The following is a 19,025-nucleotide window of genomic DNA, read 5'->3' as shown; positions in this document are numbered from 1 at the left end:
GTCAGGCAGCAGGTCGCGCGGCACATCGGGCAGGTACAGGGCCGCGGCCTCTACAGCGGCCGCGTTCGCGCCTGACTGGCGACATGCTCCAGCAGTTTCTGCCGGAACCAGCGTTGCGCCAGGTCGCCATGGCCCCGTTCGTGCCACGCCATCGACACGGAAAACCCGGGAACGGGGATCGGCGGTTCCAGCACGCGCAGATTGCCCACCCGGTTGCGCACCAGGCGCTCCGGCACCAGCGCCACCACGTCGGAGTTCCGCACCGCATCCAGCACGACCAGGAACGACGACGCCGACATCACGACGTTACGGCGCAGATTCATCGATTCGAGCACATTGTCCGCCGCCGTGCAAAACCCGCCACCGCGCGGAGAAACGATGACGTGGTCGAGCCGGGCGAATGCCTCCGCGGTCAGCCCGCGCGGCGCGGCCGGATGCGCCTTTCGGGCGATCAGCACGTAGCGTTCGGCAAGCAACGGGCGGGACCGCAAGGCATCCGGGATCAGGTCGGGCGTCAGGAATGCAAGGTCCACCGTTCCCTCTTCCATATGGCCCTCGAGCCGTGACACGTCGATATTGCGCAGCGCGATCCGGATACCGGGGGCTTCCTGTCGAAGCGCCAGCGTAAAATCGAGCAATACCGATGCCTGCATATAGTCGGAAGCGGCGATGTTCACCACCAGCCGGTCGGTGGAAGGATCGAATCCGCAGGCAGCCGCCACCACGCCCCTGAGCCCGTTCAGTGCCGCCTTGAGCGGCTCTTCCAGTTCGAGCGCTTTCGCCGTCGGCGTCATGCCCCTGTGGCCGGGAACGAGCAACTGGTCGCCGAAGAGTTCACGCAGGCGGCCAAGCCGTGAACTCAGCGCGGGCTGGCTGATGCGCAGCCGCCGCGCCGCATGGGTCACGTTGCGCTCGGCCAGCAAGGCTTCGAGGGTGGCAAGGAGGTTGAAATCCACGTCGCTGGTATTCATTTTTTGGATAGTACCCCAGAACCCTGCATGGGTTCACAGGGATCGCCACGGGCCGCAGAATCGCCTTTCGATCAACACCTGGAGAATTCCAATGCCAAAGAAAGTACTGCTGGTCCACGCACATCCGGAGCCGACCTCGGTCAGCAGCCAGCTGCTGGCGGCGACGAGGGAGACCCTCGAAGCGCAGGAACACGAAGTGATGCTGTCCGACCTGTATGCGATGGAGTGGAAAGCCGTTTTCGACGAGCACGATTTCCTGCATCGGCTGGACCGGACGCGCCTGTCCTTCATCGCCGAATCGGGCCACGCCTACCGCAACGGCACGCAGGCCCCCGATGTGCAATCGGAACAGGAGAAGCTGCTGGCCGCGGATGCCGTGGTCTTCCAGTTTCCACTGTGGTGGTTCGGCATGCCGGCCATCATGAAAGGCTGGTTCGACCGGGTATTCGCCTACGGGCTGGCATACGGATACAGGGATGCCGGAAACCGGTACCGGTACGGCGAGGGCGCGCTGCAGGGCAAGCGGGCAATGCTGTCCGTGGCCGTCGGCGGGCCCGAGGAAGATTATTGCGTGCGTGGCATCAACGGCCCACTGGACCAGCTGCTCTTTCCGGTCACCCATGGCACACTGTTTTTCGCCGGCATGGACGTGCTTCCAATCCATGCCGTGTATGGCGCCGCGCGCATGACCGAGGAAGGCATGGCGCGCGCCACGGCGGAACTGCAATCGCGGACAAGGAACCTGTTCAGCGAGCGCCCCATTCCGTTCCGGAGGCAGAACGGTGGCGATTATCCCGACGGCCATGTGCTGGCCGAACATGTCGCTCCCGGCCTCGCCGGTTTCGATGCGCATCTCGGCGAGCCGCCGGCGCGTGCCATTGCCTTGTAAGGGCAATGGGGCACGCAGCGTGAAGGGAGCCCCCTGTCACGCTGCGGCATCGGTCGCACACGCCAGTTTTTTCCACGCTTGCAGCGCGGCCCGGCCAGGATGCCTTCGGGCGTTCAGAACACCCACAATTTCTCCGCCGGCATCTGCAGCCAGTACTGCCCATCGTCCAGCCGTTGCCGCGAGTAGGCCCGCACGCTGGTCTCGCCCCGCTTGAACAGGCATTCCCACCGGTCGCCCAGGTACATGCACGTGGAGAGCGGCAGCTGCAGCGCATTGTCCGCCTGCGCGGCGCTGATGCGCACCTCCTCCACCCGCACCAGCGGCGCGATCTGTGCCCCCACGTTGCCCCGCGCGGTACCCCGCAGTCGCGTGCCGTCGACATCGATGACGACATGGCCGCCGTCGCGCTGAACCAGCGTGCCGGGCAGCCGGTTGTTGCTGCCCATGAACTCGGCGGTGAACAGCGTATCCGGCGTTTCATACATGCTCTGCGGCGTGCCCTGCTGTTCGATGCGGCCGTTGTTGAGCAGCAGGATGCGGTCGGAAATCGCCATCGCCTCGCCCTGGTCGTGCGTGACCATCAGCGCCGACAGGCCGAGCCGCACGATCAGTTCGCGCAGGAAGGCGCGGGCTTCCTCGCGCAGCTTGGCATCGAGGTTCGACAGCGGCTCGTCGAGCAGGATCACGGGCGGGTTGTAGACCAGCGCGCGGGCGATCGCCACGCGCTGCTGCTGGCCGCCGGAAAGCTGGTGCGGGTAGCGCTCGCCCAGGTGGCCCAGGCCCAGCTGCCCGAGCACTTCCATCACGCGGGTCCTGGTCTCGGCGGTGGCCATGCGGCGCAGCTTCAGGCCATAGGCCACGTTGTCGAACACGGTCTTGTGGGGCCACAGCGCATACGACTGGAACACCAGCCCCAGGTTGCGCTGCTCGGCCGGCATCTCCAGCTTCGCCGCGCCGTCGAACACGCGGCGCTCGCCGATGTCGATGCTGCCCTGGCGCGGGCTTTCAAGCCCGGCCACGGCGCGCAGCAGCGTGGTCTTGCCGCTGCCCGAGGGCCCCAGCAGCGCCACCACTTCGCCCTTGCGCAGGTGCATCGACACCCCTTTCAGGATCGGGTTCGCCGCGGCGCCCGTGCCGTAGTCCAGGTGCAGTTCGTGGACGCTCAGTTCGTTCATGTTCAGGTCTCGTTTCATGTTCAGTCTCCGTTGGGTGGTGCGGCCTTGCCGTGCAGCTTGGTCGTGCAGCTTAGGCGTGCCGCTTAGTCATGCAACTTGACGCCGAAGCGCAGCGCGATGCCGAGGCCGATGGCCACCAGCGTGATGTTGATGAAGGACAGCGCCGCCACCAGGTCGGTCGACCCGCCCGCCCACAGCGACACGAGCATGGCGCCGATCACCTCGGTGCCGGGCGACAGCAGGTACACGCCGGTCGAGTACTCGCGCTCGAAGATCAGGAACACCATCAGCCAGGCGCCCAGCAGGCCGTAGCGCACCAGCGGCAGCGTCACGTCGCGCACCACCTGGCCGCGGCGGGCGCCCACGGCGCGGGCCGCCTCCTCCAGCTCCGGTCCCACCTGCAGCAGCGCGGTCGAGATCAGGCGCATGCCGTAGGCCATCCACACCACCGAGTAAGCCAGCCACACGGCGAAGATCGTCGAGCGCAGCGACCGCAGCGCGGGGATGAAGTTGGCGGACAGCCATGCTGCCGCCGCGTTGTCCGCGCCCTGCAGCATGCCGTCGAGCCAGCTCGGCACGAACAGGAACACCCACAGGAACGCCAGGCCCGCCAGCAGGCCGGGCACGGCGCGCGGCACCAGCACGCTGTAGTCGAGGAAGCGCGTGACGCCGTCGGGCCGGCGATGCATGGCCAGCGCGATGAAGCTGTAGCACACGATCGCCAGGCCGCCGCCGACCACGCCGATCAGCACCGTGTTGACGATGGCCCGCACCAGCGACGGCTGCTCGAAGATGTCGCGGAAATGCTGCAGCGTCAGCACGTCGCCCAGCTGCACGCCTTCGCCCCAGTACTGCACGAACGAGCGCAGCGCGATGCCGGACAGCGGCATCACGATCGTGAACAGCAGCCAGCCGCCCAGCAGCGCGAAGGCCAGCCATTTCCAGCGGCCCAGCGGCATCGCCTTGCTGCGCGCGCCCTTGCCCTTGATCGACACGTACTTGTTGGCCGATTTCAGCAGATGGCGCTGCAGCATCACCAGCGGCAGCGTGACCATCACCAGGCACACGGCCACCGCCGCCATCAGGTGGTACGACGGCGTGCCCAGCTTGTTGGTCAGCTTGTACAGGTAAGTGGGCAGCACCAGGTGCCCTTCCGGGTCGCCCAGCACGAGCACCAGGCCGAACACCTCGAAGCCCAGGAAGAACACCAGCACGCCGGCATAGGCCAGCGCCGGCATGATCATCGGCAGCGACACGTTCATCATCACCTGCAGCGGCGAGGCGCCGGAAACGCGCGCCGCCTCTTCCACGTCCGAGCCCAGGCTGCGCAGCGCCGACGAGGCGTACAGGTACACGTGGGGCACGTGCGTCAGGCCGGCGATGATCACGATGCTGGTGAACGAATAGACGTTCCACGGCACGAAGCCCAGCAGCTCCTTGGCCCAGGTGGAGTAGAAGCCCACCGGGCCCATCGACACCACGTACCCGAAGCCCATCACCATCGGCGAGACGAAGATCGGCACCAGCAGCATCGGCGCTATCCAATTGCGCCCCGGCAGGTCGGTGCGCACCATCAGGAAGGCCAGCATGCCGCCCAGCGGCACGGCGATCAGGGCCAGCCCGGTGGCCAGCAGCAGGCCGTTCCTGAACGCTTGCGCGAAGTCCGGATCGTCGATGATGAAGCGGTAGGCATCCAGGCTGAGCATCTTTTCCGGCATGAAGAACGGCGCGGACAGGAAACTCTGGTAGAAGATCAGGCACAGCGGCGTGAAGATGGCCAGCGCCGTCAGCGCAACGACGATGCCGCGCTTCCAGTTGATCCGCGAATCGCGCTTCGCGGGCAGGGCCGGCACGGTGGTTACACAATGCGCAGCGGCGGGATTCGACAATGTGGCGTTCTGCATGGTGGACTCCAGGGTCAAGTGCGGTTACGGATGGTCGACCGTTACTTCTTCCCGGCCGTTTCTTTCCACGCCTTCAGGAAAGCCATGCGCTTCGCCGGCACCAGGTCCTTCAGCAGGTCGGGATGCACGGGAACGGGCTTGACGTTGTCCTTGCCGATCTGTTTGATGAGATCGGCGCTGGTGGTCTCGCCGGTGACATCGGCGCGGATCGCGTACAGCTTCGAGCCGTTGGCGATCACGGTCTGCCCGCGCTTCGACAGCATGTAGTCCAGCCACAGCTTGGCCGCGTTCGCGTTCTTCGCCGCCTTGTTGATGAAGATGACGCGCGACATGATCTGCGTGTAATCCTTCGGCAGCACCACGCCGATCGACGGATCGGTCTTGGCGCGCACCAGCGCATACGATCCCAGCACGTTGTAGCCGATCAGGTTCTCGCCGGACGAGATGCGCTCCATCATCGTGCCGGTGGAAGACTGCACCCGCACCCTGGCCACGCCAAACGCCTTCTGCAGCTCGGCGAATTTCGGGTAAAGCTGGGCGTCGTGCGTCATGAACATGAAGCCCACGCCGGATTTCTCGATGTCGTAGGTGGTGATCTTGTCGCGGAACTTCGGCTGCTGGATCAGCCTGACGAAATCGTCGTGCGTGGCCGGCACCTCGTTCGCCGCCAGCAGGCGCTTGTTGTAGACGATGGCGGCCGGCTCGAACGTGGTGCCATAGGCCTTGGCGTCCCACACTGCCCAGCCCGGGATGTTCGGCGTTTCCACCGACTTGTATTGCAGCGCGTAGCCTTCCACGGCCAGCTTGATCTGCAGGTCCATCGACGACGACCACATCACGTCCGCCGTGTTGCCGCCGGCCGCCTTTTCCGAGATGAAGCGGTTGTACACCTCGGTGGAGTTCATGTCGTTGTACTCGACGGTGATGCCCGGGTACAGTGCGGAAAAATCGCGGATCAGCGGCTGCGTGGCCTTGCTGTCGGTCGCGCCGTACACGACCAGCTTGCCCTCCTTCTTCGCCGCGTCGACCAGTTTCTGGTAATCGGCCGGGTAGCCGGCAGGCACCTGTGCGTGAGCGGCGCCTGCGAACAGGCATGCGGCGGCCGCGCCGAGAACGGCGTTCATGGTTTTCATCATTTTTGTCTCCTGTTATGGGATTTATTCAGCGCACCAGCCCGAACCGGGCGGCGCGTTCGCGGTGGTCGCGAACCGACTGTTCTACATACTTCGTCAATGCCTCGCCCGTGAGGCTGAGGGGATACAAACCGGATTCGCCGCGCAGGCGGGCGAATCCGGGGCTGGCCATCATGCGGTCGAACGTTCGTACCCAGTGGCGGTATTCCTTGTCCGATACCTGCGGGCCCATCCATACGCCGCGGATCGTGGGCCAGACCACGTCGTAGCCCTGTTCGCGCGCCGTGGGCACGCCGGCCAGCGCACCAGGCAGGCGCTGTTCGGACAGCACGGCCAGGATGCGCAGCCTGCCTTCGGCCGCCATCAGCTGGGCTTCCGACGCGTCGCCGGAGACCACCTGCACGTGGTTCGCCTGCATCGCCGTGAAGGCCTCGCCGCCGCCTTCCAGCGCCACGAAGCGGAACACCTTCGGATCGATGCCGGCAGCGCCCGCCAGCAGCGCCATCTTCAGCCAGTCCTGGCTGCCCTTGGTGCCGGACACGCCGACCAGCACCCTGGCCGGATCGCGCCGCAGCGCCGCCAGCAGGTCCGGCAAGGTTTTATAGGGCGAATCGGCGCGCACGGCGATCATGCCGTAGTCGGTGCCCAGCGCCGCCACCCAGCGCACGTCGGCCGGTTTCGCCTTGCCGAACTTGCCCTGCGCCAGGTTGAGCAGCGAACCGCCCGAGAATGCCACCAGCGTGTTCGCGTCGCCCCGGTGCGCCGACACCATCGAGTGCCACGCCACGGCGCCGATCCCGCCCGGCACGTAGGACAGGCGCAGCGGGCGTTCCGCCTGGTCCGGCAGCTCGCGCAGCCCGTCGCGCACCAGCTTGCAGGTGAGATCCATCGCGCCGCCCGGCTTCGACGGTACGATGCATTCCACGCCGGATGGCGCGGCGGCGGAAGCGGCGGTCATCCGCAGCAGGCCGGCACATAGAACGATGGCCAGCGGGATGGCGGACGGGATGGCGAACAGCGGGCGGCGCATGGTCAGAACCGGTGCTGGATGCCGACGATGGCGCCGCGCTGCGTGTCGGCAAAGCCGGCATCGTCGCGCGACAGGCCGACCAGCTGCCCATGCTTTGCCCTGGCATAGGCGACGGTGGCATACAGGTCGGTGCGCTTCGACAGCGCGTAGCGGTAGCGGGCCACGAACATCAGCGGGTCCGCGTCCGTGGCGGCGGCCACGTTCTTCACGTTCATGTAGTAGACGGCACCGGTCAACGTGGTGCCGGGCACGGGCTTGTAAGCCACGCCGGTCCAGTAGGTATCGGCTTTCACGTCCGCCGTGGCAAGCTGGCCTTTTTCCATCGCATATCCGCGGCCCGCCGCCCAGAACTTGAGCTTGCCGGTTTCGTAATAGGCGCCCAGGTGGAACACGCGCGCCTCGTCGCGGCGCCCGGTCGCCGCCACCGGGTTGCCGTTGACCTGCTCCCATGTCGCCATCAGCCCCAGGCCATCGCTTTCGTAGCTGACGGCCGTGGCTATCCTGGCGCCGTCGCCGGTGCCCGTGCTCTGTTCGCCCATGCCGTACGATACGCCGTATTTGAAATCGCCGGTGCTGCCGGAATACTTGACAAGGTTATCGAAGCCCGTGGTCATGCCGTACTTGCTGGGCCCGGTGGCGTTGCCGGTGGTGGCCCACGAGTAGAACGGCGCGAAACCCATCGGGTCGAAGCGGATCACGGTGTCGTACACGCTGGTGAACGAACGGCCCAGCACCAGGCGGCCATATTTCCCTTCCAGGCCCACGTAGGCCTGGCGCTTGAACAGCGCGCCGTCCGCCGCGCCGGTATCCATCAGGATGCCACCCTCGAGGTTGTACACGGCTTTCAGGCCGCCGCCCAGGTCTTCGCTGCCGCGGATGCCCCAGCGGGACGTGTTCATGCCACCCGAGCTGACGCGGGTGACGGAATGGCCGCCGGCGGAGGCGTCGGACGCGTAGTCGACCCCCGTGTCGAGCAGGCCATACAGGGTAACGGAAGATTGCGCCTGGGCCGCGGAATGGCCCATACCGGCGGCAAGGGACGCCACGGTGGCGAGCGCCGCCATGGCCATATTGGTTCTTTTCACTGACTGTCTCCTGGGTTTATAGTCTACTGCCTTGCCCTCGTCGCGGGGCATGTGGTTACTATAGAATCGCCAACCTTTCAAAATGCTTTCACACCCGGCTACGGGTTTTCCACAATGCGCATCCTTCTCGTAGAAGACCACACCGAATTGCAGCGCTGGCTCGCCAAGGCGCTGCGCGACGCGCACCTGACGGTGGAGTGCGCCGACAACGGCGCCGACGCCGATGCGCTGCTGCACACGCAGGAATACGCGCTCGTGATCCTCGATCTCACGCTGCCGCGCATGGACGGGCTCGATGTGCTGAAACGCCTGCGTGCCCGCGGCGGCCCGCGCGGCAAGACGCCGGTGCTGATCCTCACGGCGCGCGGCGGCCTGGAAGACCGCGTGCAGGGCCTGAACCTGGGGGCCGACGATTACCTCGCCAAGCCGTTCGAACTGGTGGAACTGGAAGCGCGCGTGAAAGCCCTGCTGCGCCGCGGCCAGGGCAACGAGGCGCTGGTCTACCACTGCGGCGAGCTGGCGTTCGACACGGTGGCGCGCGCCTTCACCTACTACGGCGCGCCGCTGGCCCTGACGCCGCGCGAGCACGCGGTGCTCGAAGCGCTGATCACGCGCAGCGGCCGCGCGGTGGCGAAGGAAAAGCTGTTCGACGAAGTGTTCGCGCTGGCCGACGACGCCAACCTGGACGCCATCGAACTCTACATCCACCGCGTGCGCAAGAAGCTCGACAGCGGCCAGCCCGGCGCCGCCGCCATCAGCACGCTGCGCGGCATCGGCTACCTGCTGCAGCCGCGCGACCCGGCCTGAGCATGCCGGCGCTGGCCGAACGCCTTGTCGTGGGCCTTACCCGGCGCCTGCGTGGCGCAGGCATCGGCAGCCTGCGCAGCGAACTGCTGCGCTGGCTGCTGTTGCCGCTGGTGGTGCTCGAGGTGCTCAATACCGTGTCGGCCTATCACAATGCGCTGGACGCGGCGGACATGGCCTACGACCGTTCGCTGCTCGCATCCACGCGGGCGCTGGCAGAACGGGTGTCGATCGTGGACGGCAAGGTGGTGGCGGACGTGCCCTACGTGGCGCTGGACAGCTTCGAGACCGATACGTCGGGCCGCCTGTACTACAAGGTGACGGGCCTGAGCGGCGAAACCGTGTCCGGCTACGACGACCTGCCGGCGGTCCCGGCCAACGTGCCGCGCTCGGAAAGCTACCCGGCGCTGGTGCGCTTCTATCACGCGCAATACAACGGCCAGCCGATCCGCATCGCCGCCCTGCTGCAGCCGGTCTACGACGAGAGGATGCGCGGCATCGCGCTGATCCAGGTGGGCGAAACGCTCGATGCGCGGCGCGGGCTGACCGCCCGGATCCTGCTCGACACGGTGCTGTGGCAGGCCGGGCTGGTGCTGTCGGCCACGCTGCTGATCTGGTTCGCCGTGCGCCTGGTGCTGCGGCCGCTGATGGAACTGAAGACGGCGGTGGAGGCGCGCAGCGCGGCCGACCTGTCGGACCTCGATCCGGCACTGGTGCACAAGGAAGTGCGGCCGCTGGTGGAAGCCATGAATGCGTCGATGTCGCGCATCGGCGGCCTGATCAGCAGCCAGCGCCGCTTCATCGCCGATGCGTCGCACCAGCTGCGCACGCCGCTGGCGGTATTGCGCACGCAGACGGAACTGGCGCAGCGCGAGATCGGCCGCCATGGCGGCACACCGGCGCTGGCCACGCTGCTCGACAGCATCGCCGCCACCACCGACGCCGCCGTGCACCTGGCGAACCGCCTGCTGACCCTGGCACGGATCGAACACAGCAAGGGCAACCTGGCCGAACCCGTGGCGCTGCGCGCGCTGGTGCAGCAGGTGGCGCTGGAACTGGCGCCCAACGCGGTGCGCAAGGAGATCGACCTGTCGCTGGAAGGCGAGCGGGAAGTCCACGTGGCGGGACAGGCGCTGCTGCTGCACGAACTGGTTGCGAACCTGGTCGACAACGCGCTGCGCTACACGCCCGCCGGCGGCAGCGTGGTGCTGCGCGTGCTGCACGATGGCGGGAGCGCCGTGCTGGAAGTGGAGGATGGCGGGCCGGGCATTCCGGCGGCGGAGCGGGAGCGCGTGTTCGCGCCGTTCTACCGGGCTTCGTCGGCGCTGCAGATCAATCCCGGCGGTGCCGGTCTGGGGCTGGCCATCGTGGCCGATATCGCCGCGCTGCACGGTGCCGGGTTGGCGCTGCTGGACAAGCCTGCCGGTAGCGGCTTGCTGGTGCGGGTGGCGTTCAACGCATCGTAGGGAACCACTGATTTATTCATGGAGGGGGCCTGGCCCCGAGAAAAAGCGCCATGCTGCGTTGCAAATCATCGCCAATACCCCGGTATTGACGACGATTTACGCCTTGCCTGACACTTTTTTCGGAACCATTCCCTCCCACCAGAATTAAATCAGTGCTTCCCTAGTGCTCTCAAGCGGCCAGCGCCGTGCGCGCGGCATCCGGCTGCAACGCTGCTGCCAGCTGCCGCGCCACCGTGTCGGCGGTGGCCGCCGACAGCGTCCAGCCCAGGTGGCCGTGGCCCGTGTTGTAGAACACGCGCGGCGCCCTGCCCCTGCCGACGCGCGGCAAAAGGTCCGGCATCATCGGCCGCAGGCCGGCCCAGGGCGTGACATCCGCCGTGCGCACGGCGGGAAACTCGCGGTGTACCCAGTCGACCAGCGGCCGGATGCGGTCGTGGCGGATGTCGCGGTCGAAGCCGGCGAATTCGGCGGTGCCGGCCACGCGGAAGCGGTCGGCACCGAAGCGGCTGGCCACCAGCTTCGGCGCATCGTCGACCAGGCTGACGGTGGGCGCGGCGGCCCGGCTGGCCGCGTCGTCGAGCTGCACGGTGATCGAGTAGCCCTTGACCGGATAGACATCGATGCGGTCGCCGGCCATCCGCGCCAGCGCGCGGCTGGCGGTGCCGGCGCAGATGACGATGGCGTCGAAGCGCTGCGCATCGCGGTGGCCCGCGTGGCGCAGCGCTACCGTGGCGCCATCGTCATGCGTTGTCAACGCCAGCACTTCGCGCTCGCACAGCAGTTGCACGCCGCGGCGCACGCAGGCCGCGGCCAGGCCGGTGGTGAACCGGTGGATGTCGCCGCTGCTGTCACTGTCGGTGTAGCAGCCGCCGTAGTAGCTGCCCGTCAGCGCCGGCTCGATCGCGCGCATTTCGGATGGCGTGACATGCCGGCGCACCAGCCCCGCCTCCGCCAGCAATTGCGACACCTGCCGCGCATGCGCGAACTCCGCCTTGCCGCGATAGAGGTGCAGGATGCCTTCGCGGCGCAGGTCGAAGTCGATGCCCTCCTCTTCCGCCCAGGCGAACAGGTGCGTGCGCGCCGCGACGGCCATCCGTGCCAGGGTTACCGTGTTGGCCCGGTAGCGGGGCATCGCCGCCACGAACCTGGCCAGCCACGACAGCTTGTGCCACGTGGGCGCCGGGTGCAGCAGCAGCGGCGCATCGGGCTGCGTCATCCATTTCAGGCCCTTGCGCAGCGTCGACGGGTGATTCCACACCTCGGCATGCGAAGCCGACAACTGCCCGCCGTTCGCATACGACGTTTCCATCGCCGGATAGCGATGCCGCTCGATGATTGTGACCGAAAAGCCACGCCGCGCCAGCGCGTAGGCCGTGGTGACACCGGTAACGCCGGCGCCGATGACCGCGATATGTTTCATGGTGAACGGGAATCTGCAGAGTGGCGCAAGGATACCCCAGTTGCCAATATGTTTCCAAAAACCGGGGGCGTACCCCAATTGCTGGAAATAGTTTCCATAAAATGGGGTCTGGAAGGAGAGATGGCCTGCAGGCCATCTCCGCTTCGCAGGCAAGGAGCAATGCTCCTTTGAAACCCCTGCTACGCCCCCGGTTTCAGGAAACATTTTTGACGTGCACGATTCGGTACAATGGCGGTTTTCTCCCACTCGCCTGGCCAAGTCATGAATCAACTCGAACAGCTCAAGCAATACACCAAGGTCGTTGCCGATACCGGCGATTTCCAGTCGATCAAGGCTTATACGCCGCGCGACGCCACCACCAACCCGTCGCTGATCCTGAAGGCGGTGCAGAAGGATGAATACAAGCCCCTGCTGGAAAAGGCCGTGCGCGACAATCCGCACGCCTCCAGCGGCGAAATCATCGACAAGCTGCTGATCGCATTCGGCGGCGAGATCCTGAAGATCGTTTCCGGTCGCGTTTCCACCGAAATCGATGCGCGCCTGTCGTTCGATGTCGAGGCCAACGTGGCCAAGGGCCGCGAACTGATCGACCTGTACGAGCGCGCCGGTTTCGACCGCGAGCGCGTGCTGATCAAGATCGCCTCCACATGGGAAGGCATCAAGGCCGCCGAGATCCTGGAAAAGGAAATGATCCACACCAACCTGACGCTGCTGTTCTCGCTGCCGCAGGCGATCGCCTGCGCCGAAGCGGGCGTGCAGCTGATCTCGCCGTTCGTCGGCCGCATCTATGACTGGTACAAGAAGCAGACCGGCATCGACTACGAAGGCGCGGAAGATCCGGGCGTGCAGTCCGTGAAGAAGATCTACAATTATTTCCGCAAGTTCGGCTACGAGACCGAAGTGATGGGCGCCAGCTTCCGCAACACCAGCCAGATCCTGGAACTGGCCGGCTGCGACCTGCTGACGATCAGCCCGGACCTGCTGCAAAAGCTGGCCGACTCGAACGAACCGGTCGCGCGCAAGCTGACCGCCGACAGCGGCGGCGGGCTGGCCAAGATCTCCGTCGATGAAAAGACCTTCCGCTTCATGCTCAACGAGGATGCGATGGCCACCGAGAAGCTGGCCGAAGGCATCCGCGCGTTCTGCGCCGATTCGGGCAAGCTGAAACAGATCATTTCCGGCATGCGCTGACCGGGCGTCGCAACGGCGACGTCGCGGATTTGCCACGGAAATGGCACCAGAAAGGGAGCTTCGGCTCCCTTTTCTTTTGCCGGCTTATGCGGAAACGTTATCGTGACTGATATAAAATAAATATCGGACACCTCCCCGCCGTTCCCTGAGCCTGCAGTTCTTTCGCGAGACATCCATGAGATCTGTCGCACGTCGCACGCCCGCCGTCCTCGTTGCCTTGTCACTGCTCGCTGCCTGCGGCAAGAAGGAAGAAGCGCCCCCCGCCCCGCCCCCGCCCACCGTTTCCGTCATCACCGTGTCGGCCGCCGCCGTGCCCGTCACGGATGAGCTGCCCGGCCGTGTCGAGGCGTTCCGGGTGGCGCAGGTACGGGCGCGCACGCCGGGCATCGTGCTGAAACGGGAATTCGAGGAAGGATCGGACGTGAAGGCCGGCCAGGTGCTGTTCCGCATCGACCCGGCCGAATTCCAGGCCGGCTTCGCCAGTGCCGAAGCGAGTGTGCGGCGGGCCGAAGCCAACCTGGCGCAGGCCAACCTGCGCGAGAAGCGCTACAAGCCGCTGCTGGCCGCGCAGGCCGTGAGCCAGCAGGAATACGACGATGCAGTCACCGCGCAAAAGCAGGCGCAGGCCGACCTGGCCACCGCGAAGGCCGCGCGGCAAACCGCCGGCCTGACGCTGGGCTACGCCACCGTGACGGCGCCGATTTCCGGCCGCGTGGGCCGGGCGCTGGTCACCGAGGGCGCGCTGGTGGGGCAAGGCGAAGCCACGCCGATGGCGCTGGTGCAGCAGCTCGATCCGATCTACGTGACCGTGACGCAGTCGTCCACCGAACTGCTGCAACTGCGGCAGGCGCTGGCCAGCGGCCGGATCAAAAGCGTCGGCCAGGACGGCGCGCGCGTGACGCTGCTGCTGGAATCGGGCGAGGAATATCCGGGCGCGGGCAAGCTGCTGTTCTCGGATGCCGCGGTGGACGAGAGCACCGGCACGGTCTCGCTGCGCGCCCAGTTCCCGAATCCGAAACGGGCGCTGCTGCCGGGCATGTACGTGCGCGCCCGCCTCGAACAGGGGATCAACGAGGCCGCGATCACGGTGCCGCAGCAGGCCATCGTGCGGGGCGCCGAGGGTGCCTCCGTGCTGGTCGTGGGGGCGGACAACAAGGTGGTCTCGCAGCCCGTGAAGGCGGAAGCCTCCGTGAACAACCGGTGGGTTGTCAGCGAAGGGTTGAAAGGCGGCGAGCGGATCATCGTCGAAGGCTTCCAGAAGACCAAGCCCGGCGCGTCCGTCACGCCGCAGGCATGGCAGCCGGCCCAGGGCACGACGCCGGCACCGGCCGGGCAATCCGGGCCGGCTCCCGCCGCCAAGGGAGCGTAGATGCCACGCTTCTTCATCGACCGGCCCGTGTTCGCATGGGTGATCGCGCTGTTCATCCTGCTGGGCGGTGCGCTGGCGATCACCGTGCTGCCAGTGGCCCAATACCCCACCATCGCGCCGCCGTCGATCGTGGTCACGGCGAACTACCCGGGCGCCACCGCGCAGGTGCTCGACGACGCCGTTACCAGCGTGATCGAGCAGGAAATGAACGGCGCCGAAGGCCTGCAGTACGTGGAATCGGAAAGCAACGCGGCCGGCGGCGTGACGATCACCGTCACGTTCCTGCCCGGCACCAACCCCGACATCGCCGCGGTGGATGTGCAGAACCGCATCAAGCGGGTGGAATCGCGGCTGCCGCAGGCCGTCACGCAGCAGGGCGTGCAGGTCAACAAGGCGCGTTCGAACATCCTGATGTTCGTGGGCGTGTATTCGACCGACGGGCGGATGGACCCGAACGCGATCGGCGACTACATGGCGCGCAACGTCGTCAACGAGATCAAGCGCATTCCCGGCGTGGGCCAGGCGCAGCTGTTCGGCTCCGAGCGCGCGCTGCGCGTGTGGGTCGACCCGAACAGGCTCACCGGCTTCAAGCTGAACATGAGCGACGTGACGGCGGCGATCCGCGCGCAGAACGCCCAGGTCACGTCCGGCACGATCGGCGATCTGCCGAACCCGAAGTCGCAGACCTACCAGGCACCGGTGGTGGTGACCGGCCAGCTGGCTTCCCTCGAGCAGTTCGCCAAGATCGTGCTGCGCGCCAACCCGGACGGCTCGAGCGTGCGTCTCGGCGACGTGGCCCGCCTCGAACTGGGCGGTTCCACCTACAACATCAGCGCGCGCCTGAACGGCCAGCCGTTCGTGGCGATCGCCGTGCAGCAGTCGCTGACAGGCAACGCGCTGGCGACGGCCAACCTGGTGAAGGCCAAGATGGACGAGCTGCAGCGGTTCTTCCCGCCGGGCCTGAAATACACGGTGCCCTACGATACGTCGACGTTCGTGAAGATCTCGATCGAGGAAGTGGTCAAGACGCTGCTCGAGGCGGTGCTGCTGGTGTTCATCGTGATGTACGTGTTCCTGCAGAACTTCCGCTACACGATCATTCCCACCATCGTGGTGCCGGTGGCGCTGATGGGCACCTTCGCCGTGATGCAGCTGGCGGGATTTTCGATCAACGTGCTGACGATGTTCGGCATGGTGCTGGCGATCGGCATCCTGGTCGACGATGCCATCGTGGTGGTCGAGAACGTGGAACGGATCATGAGCGAGGAAGGCCTGTCGCCGCGCGACGCCACGCGCAAGGCGATGACGCAGATCACCGGGGCCATCATCGGCATCACGCTGGTGCTGATCGCCGTGTTCGTGCCGATGGCGGCCTTCGGCGGCGCGGTGGGCGCGATCTACCGGCAGTTCTCGCTGTCGATGGTGGCGGCGATGGCCTTTTCCGCGCTGATGGCGCTGACGCTGACGCCGGCGCTGTGCGCCACGATGCTCAAACCCGTGCAGGCGGGTCATCACGTGGAGAAGAAAGGCTTCTTCGGCTGGTTCAACCGCTCGTTCGCGAAGACCGCCACCCGCTACCAGGGCGCGGTGGCGAAGATCCTCGCCCGCACCGGCCGCTTCATGCTGGTCTTCGCGCTGCTGCTGGCGCTCGTGGCATGGCTTTACGTGCGGCTGCCTTCGTCGTTCCTGCCCAACGAAGACCAGGGCTACATCATCACCAACGTGCAACTACCGCCGGGCGCCTCGCGCTCGCGCACCGACGCGGTGCTGGCGAAGGTGGACGCGTATTTCCGCCAGCAGCCGGAAGTGGCGCGCACGATCGCCGTGGCCGGCTTCTCGTTCTCCGGCAATGGCCAGAACGCGGGGCTGGTGTTCGTGCCGCTGAAGGACTGGAGCGAGCGCGGCAAGGACCAGTCGGCCGACGCCCTGGCCGGGCGCGCGTTCGGCGCGCTGGCCGGCATTCCGGATGCGATCGTGTTTCCGCTGTCGCCGCCGCCGATCCGCGAGCTGGGCAACGCCACCGGCATCACGGCGCGGCTGCAGGACCGCAGCTCGCTGGGCCACGCGGCGCTCATCGATGCGCGCAACCAGCTGCTGGGCATGGCCGGCAAGAGCGCGGTACTGCAGGGCGTGCGGCCCGAAGGCCTGGAAGACGCGCCGCAACTGCAGGTGGACATCGACCGCGACAAGGCGCAGGCGCTGGGCGTGACGTTCGCCGACATCAACTCCACGCTGTCCGCCGGGCTGGGCTCTTCGTATGTGAACGACTTCAACAGCGACAACCGCCAGCAGCGCGTGATCGTGCAGGCCGACCAGAACCGTCGCATGCAGCCGGAGGATATCCTGCGCCTGAATGTCCGCTCCGGCACGAGCGGCAACATGGTGCCGTTCTCCGCCTTCGCCGGCACGCGCTGGATCAACGGCCCGGTGCAGCTGGTGCGCTACAACGGCTACCCGGCGATCCGGCTGACGGGCAACGCGGCGCCGGGCTACAGCACCGGCGAGGCGATGGACGAACTGCAGCGCCTGGCCGGCCAGCTGCCGCCGGGCTTCGGCATCGACTGGACCGGGCAGTCGCTGGAAGAACGCACCTCCGGCTCGCAGGCGCCGATGCTGTTCGCGCTGTCGCTGCTGGCCGCGTTCCTGGTGCTGGCGGCGCTGTACGAAAGCGAATCGATCCCGATCGCCGTGCTGCTGGTGGTGCCGCTGGGCGTGCTGGGCGCGCTGCTCGGCGCCCACCTGCGCGACCTGCCGAACGATGTGTACTTCAAGGTGGGCCTGATCGCGATCATCGGCCTGTCGGCCAAGAACGCGATCCTGATCATCGAGTTCGCCAAGGACCTGCAGGCGCAGGGCAAGGGGCTGGTCGAAGCCACGCTGGAAGCGGTGCACCTGCGCTTCCGCCCGATCATCATGACGTCGCTGGCGTTCATCCTCGGCGTGCTGCCGCTGGTGGTGGCCAGCGGCGCCGGTTCGGCCAGCCAGCGCGCGATCGGCACCGGCGTGATGGGCGGCATGATCACGGCCACCGTGCTGGCCGTGTTCCTGGTGCCCGTGTTCTTTGTCGTGATCCGCCGTATCTTCAAGGGCAGCGAACGGCAGCGCCGGCTCGCCGCGCATGAAATGGACCTGCCGGAGACCAAGCCATGAAAGCGTTGAACAGCGTGGGCATCCTCCTCTGCGCCGGCATGCTGTCGGCATGCTCGCTGGCGCCGAAGTACGAGAGGCCGGCCGCGCCGGTGGCCGCCGACTTTCCGGAAAATCCCCTCACTGCCGGCGGCAAGGGGGCACCCCCGGCGGCCGCCGATGCGACGAGCGCCGTCGATACCGGCTGGCGCGACTTCTTCCCCGACGGGCGGCTGCAGGCGCTGATCGCGGCCGCGCTGGACAACAACCGCGACCTGCGCACCGCGGCGCTGCGCATCGAGGAAGCGCGCGCCGCATACGGCATCACGCGTGCGGACCGGTTGCCGAACCTGAACGGCACGCTGTCCGGCACGCGGGCGCGCTCGCCCGGCTTCGTGAATTCCGCCACCGGCCAGCCGGCGATCGCCGAGCGCTTCGATGCAGGGCTGTCGATCCCGGCCTTTGAGCTGGATTTCTTCGGCCGCGTGCGCAGCCTGTCCGATGCGGCACTGGCCACGTATCTCGCCACCGGCGAAGCCCGGCAGGCGGCGCAGATCAGCATCGTGGCGGAGGTGGCCAAGGCTTACTTCACCGAGCGCGCGAATGCCGAGCAGCTGGCGCTGGCCCAGCGCACGTACGAGGCACGCCGGCGCACGTATGAATTGACGTTGCAGCGGCTGGACGCGGGGGCGTCGTCGCTGCTCGACCTGCGCTCGAACGAAACGCTGATGGAAACGGCGCGCGCATCGGCGCTGGCCCTGGCGCGGCAGCGGGCCCAGGCCGGGAACGCGCTGACGCTGCTGGTGGGAGCGCCGGTTGACCAGGAAACGGCGGGCGCCATGGCGGACGACGCGCAGATCGACGCGATGAGCGCCGTGCCGGCCGGGCTGCCGTCGGACCTGATCGCGCGGCGGCCGGATATCCGCGCCGCCGAGCAGAGGCTGCTGGCGGCCAATGCCAGCATCGGCGCCGCGCGGGCCGCGTTCTTTCCGCGCATTTCGCTGACCGCGGCGGTCGGCAGCGCCAGCCCCGCATTCTCGCAGCTGTTCGACAGCGGCAACGATACCTGGTCGTTCGTGCCGCAACTGACGCTGCCGATCTTCGACGCGGGCCGCAACCGCGCCAACCTCGACCTGGCCGGGGTGAGGAAGAACATTGCCGTCGCCGACTACGAGCGGACGATCCAGACCGCGTTCCGCGAAGTGGCCGATGCCCTCGCGGCGCGCAGCTATCTGGGCGACCAGGTGGCGGCGCAGCGGGCGATCCAGGATGCGCAGGCCGAGCGGCTGCGGCTGCTCACGCTGCGTTTCGAGAACGGGGTTGCCAGCACGCTGGACGTGCTCGATGCGCAGCGCGAACTGTTCGCGGCCGAGCAGGAGCTGGTGCAGGCGCGCCTGCTGCGCACCACGAGCGCCATCGACCTGTACCGGGCGCTGGGCGGCGGGTTGCGGTAATCCCGGAG

14 protein-coding genes are annotated in these 19,025 nt (G+C 67.0%); 7 read left to right on the top strand and 7 right to left on the bottom strand.

Features of this window, described 5'->3' with window-relative positions:
• Window positions 1-50 precede the first annotated feature (50 nt).
• Window positions 51-971: a LysR family transcriptional regulator gene (locus tag GJV26_RS20170; protein WP_155710532.1), complete on the bottom strand. Its 921-nt coding sequence runs from the start codon at window positions 969-971 to the stop codon at window positions 51-53.
• 91 nt (window positions 972-1,062) lie between these two features.
• On the opposite strand from GJV26_RS20170, the gene GJV26_RS20165 reads away from it, so the two are divergent.
• On the top strand, window positions 1,063-1,860 hold the full coding sequence (locus GJV26_RS20165) for an NAD(P)H-dependent oxidoreductase (protein WP_155710531.1): 798 nt from the start codon (window positions 1,063-1,065) through the stop codon (window positions 1,858-1,860).
• A gap of 113 nt (window positions 1,861-1,973) precedes the next feature.
• Here the strand turns inward: GJV26_RS20165 and GJV26_RS20160 are convergent, their stop codons facing one another.
• From GJV26_RS20160 to GJV26_RS20140, 5 genes are all read right to left on the bottom strand, one after another.
• A complete protein-coding gene (locus GJV26_RS20160; protein WP_155712612.1) occupies window positions 1,974-3,035 on the bottom strand; it encodes an ABC transporter ATP-binding protein in 1,062 nt (353 codons plus the stop codon).
• An 83-nt stretch (window positions 3,036-3,118) separates the two neighbouring features.
• The gene (locus GJV26_RS20155) at window positions 3,119-4,939 is read right to left on the bottom strand and encodes an ABC transporter permease (RefSeq protein WP_155710530.1); all 1,821 of its coding nucleotides are present in this window, start codon (window positions 4,937-4,939) and stop codon (window positions 3,119-3,121) included.
• 41 nt (window positions 4,940-4,980) lie between these two features.
• The gene (locus GJV26_RS20150; RefSeq protein WP_155710529.1) at window positions 4,981-6,075 is read right to left on the bottom strand and encodes an ABC transporter substrate-binding protein; all 1,095 of its coding nucleotides are present in this window, start codon (window positions 6,073-6,075) and stop codon (window positions 4,981-4,983) included.
• Between the two features lie 25 nt (window positions 6,076-6,100).
• Window positions 6,101-7,102, bottom strand: coding sequence for a Bug family tripartite tricarboxylate transporter substrate binding protein (locus tag GJV26_RS20145; RefSeq protein WP_155710528.1), 1,002 nt, complete (start codon window positions 7,100-7,102; stop codon window positions 6,101-6,103).
• 2 nt (window positions 7,103-7,104) lie between these two features.
• The gene (locus tag GJV26_RS20140; protein WP_155712611.1) at window positions 7,105-8,172 is read right to left on the bottom strand and encodes a porin; all 1,068 of its coding nucleotides are present in this window, start codon (window positions 8,170-8,172) and stop codon (window positions 7,105-7,107) included.
• Window positions 8,173-8,301: 129 nt separating this feature from the next.
• On the opposite strand from GJV26_RS20140, the gene GJV26_RS20135 reads away from it, so the two are divergent.
• On the top strand, window positions 8,302-8,994 hold the full coding sequence (locus GJV26_RS20135; RefSeq protein WP_155710527.1) for a response regulator: 693 nt from the start codon (window positions 8,302-8,304) through the stop codon (window positions 8,992-8,994).
• A 2-nt stretch (window positions 8,995-8,996) separates the two neighbouring features.
• Complete coding sequence (locus tag GJV26_RS20130; protein ID WP_155710526.1) at window positions 8,997-10,457, top strand: sensor histidine kinase; 1,461 nt, start codon at window positions 8,997-8,999, stop codon at window positions 10,455-10,457.
• Window positions 10,458-10,626: 169 nt separating this feature from the next.
• Here the strand turns inward: GJV26_RS20130 and GJV26_RS20125 are convergent, their stop codons facing one another.
• A complete protein-coding gene (locus GJV26_RS20125; RefSeq protein WP_155710525.1) occupies window positions 10,627-11,877 on the bottom strand; it encodes a D-amino acid dehydrogenase in 1,251 nt (416 codons plus the stop codon).
• 261 nt (window positions 11,878-12,138) lie between these two features.
• Between GJV26_RS20125 and tal the strand changes: the two genes are divergently transcribed.
• From tal to GJV26_RS20105, 4 genes are all read left to right on the top strand, one after another.
• On the top strand, window positions 12,139-13,068 hold the full coding sequence (gene tal / locus GJV26_RS20120; protein ID WP_155710524.1) for a transaldolase: 930 nt from the start codon (window positions 12,139-12,141) through the stop codon (window positions 13,066-13,068).
• Window positions 13,069-13,243: 175 nt separating this feature from the next.
• Complete coding sequence (locus GJV26_RS20115; protein ID WP_155710523.1) at window positions 13,244-14,437, top strand: efflux RND transporter periplasmic adaptor subunit; 1,194 nt, start codon at window positions 13,244-13,246, stop codon at window positions 14,435-14,437.
• Entirely contained in the window at window positions 14,438-17,587 is a 3,150-nt protein-coding gene (locus tag GJV26_RS20110; RefSeq protein ID WP_155710522.1) for an efflux RND transporter permease subunit, read from the top strand.
• Window positions 17,584-19,017, top strand: coding sequence for an efflux transporter outer membrane subunit (locus GJV26_RS20105; RefSeq protein WP_155710521.1), 1,434 nt, complete (start codon window positions 17,584-17,586; stop codon window positions 19,015-19,017). Before GJV26_RS20110 ends, GJV26_RS20105 begins: the two co-directional genes overlap by 4 nt.
• The last annotated feature ends 8 nt before the right edge of the window (window positions 19,018-19,025 follow it).

The sequence above is a fragment of the Pseudoduganella dura genome, assembly GCF_009727155.1.
In the GTDB taxonomy this organism is placed as follows: domain Bacteria; phylum Pseudomonadota; class Gammaproteobacteria; order Burkholderiales; family Burkholderiaceae_D; genus Rugamonas; species Rugamonas dura.
This window is presented reverse-complemented; position numbering and strand designations above follow the sequence as displayed.

Coding starts and splice junctions, on each gene's coding strand:
- GJV26_RS20130 (WP_155710526.1), top strand. CDS start 8,997: ATGCCGGCGCTGGCCGAACGCCTTGTCGTGGGCCTTACCCGGCGCCTG.
- GJV26_RS20155 (WP_155710530.1), bottom strand. CDS start 4,939: ATGCAGAACGCCACATTGTCGAATCCCGCCGCTGCGCATTGTGTAACC.
- GJV26_RS20140 (WP_155712611.1), bottom strand. CDS start 8,172: ATGGCCATGGCGGCGCTCGCCACCGTGGCGTCCCTTGCCGCCGGTATG.
- GJV26_RS20135 (WP_155710527.1), top strand. CDS start 8,302: ATGCGCATCCTTCTCGTAGAAGACCACACCGAATTGCAGCGCTGGCTC.
- GJV26_RS20110 (WP_155710522.1), top strand. CDS start 14,438: ATGCCACGCTTCTTCATCGACCGGCCCGTGTTCGCATGGGTGATCGCG.
- GJV26_RS20125 (WP_155710525.1), bottom strand. CDS start 11,877: ATGAAACATATCGCGGTCATCGGCGCCGGCGTTACCGGTGTCACCACG.
- GJV26_RS20170 (WP_155710532.1), bottom strand. CDS start 971: ATGAATACCAGCGACGTGGATTTCAACCTCCTTGCCACCCTCGAAGCC.
- GJV26_RS20160 (WP_155712612.1), bottom strand. CDS start 3,035: ATGAACGAACTGAGCGTCCACGAACTGCACCTGGACTACGGCACGGGC.
- GJV26_RS20145 (WP_155710528.1), bottom strand. CDS start 7,102: ATGCGCCGCCCGCTGTTCGCCATCCCGTCCGCCATCCCGCTGGCCATC.
- GJV26_RS20105 (WP_155710521.1), top strand. CDS start 17,584: ATGAAAGCGTTGAACAGCGTGGGCATCCTCCTCTGCGCCGGCATGCTG.
- tal (WP_155710524.1), top strand. CDS start 12,139: ATGAATCAACTCGAACAGCTCAAGCAATACACCAAGGTCGTTGCCGAT.
- GJV26_RS20150 (WP_155710529.1), bottom strand. CDS start 6,075: ATGATGAAAACCATGAACGCCGTTCTCGGCGCGGCCGCCGCATGCCTG.
- GJV26_RS20115 (WP_155710523.1), top strand. CDS start 13,244: ATGAGATCTGTCGCACGTCGCACGCCCGCCGTCCTCGTTGCCTTGTCA.
- GJV26_RS20165 (WP_155710531.1), top strand. CDS start 1,063: ATGCCAAAGAAAGTACTGCTGGTCCACGCACATCCGGAGCCGACCTCG.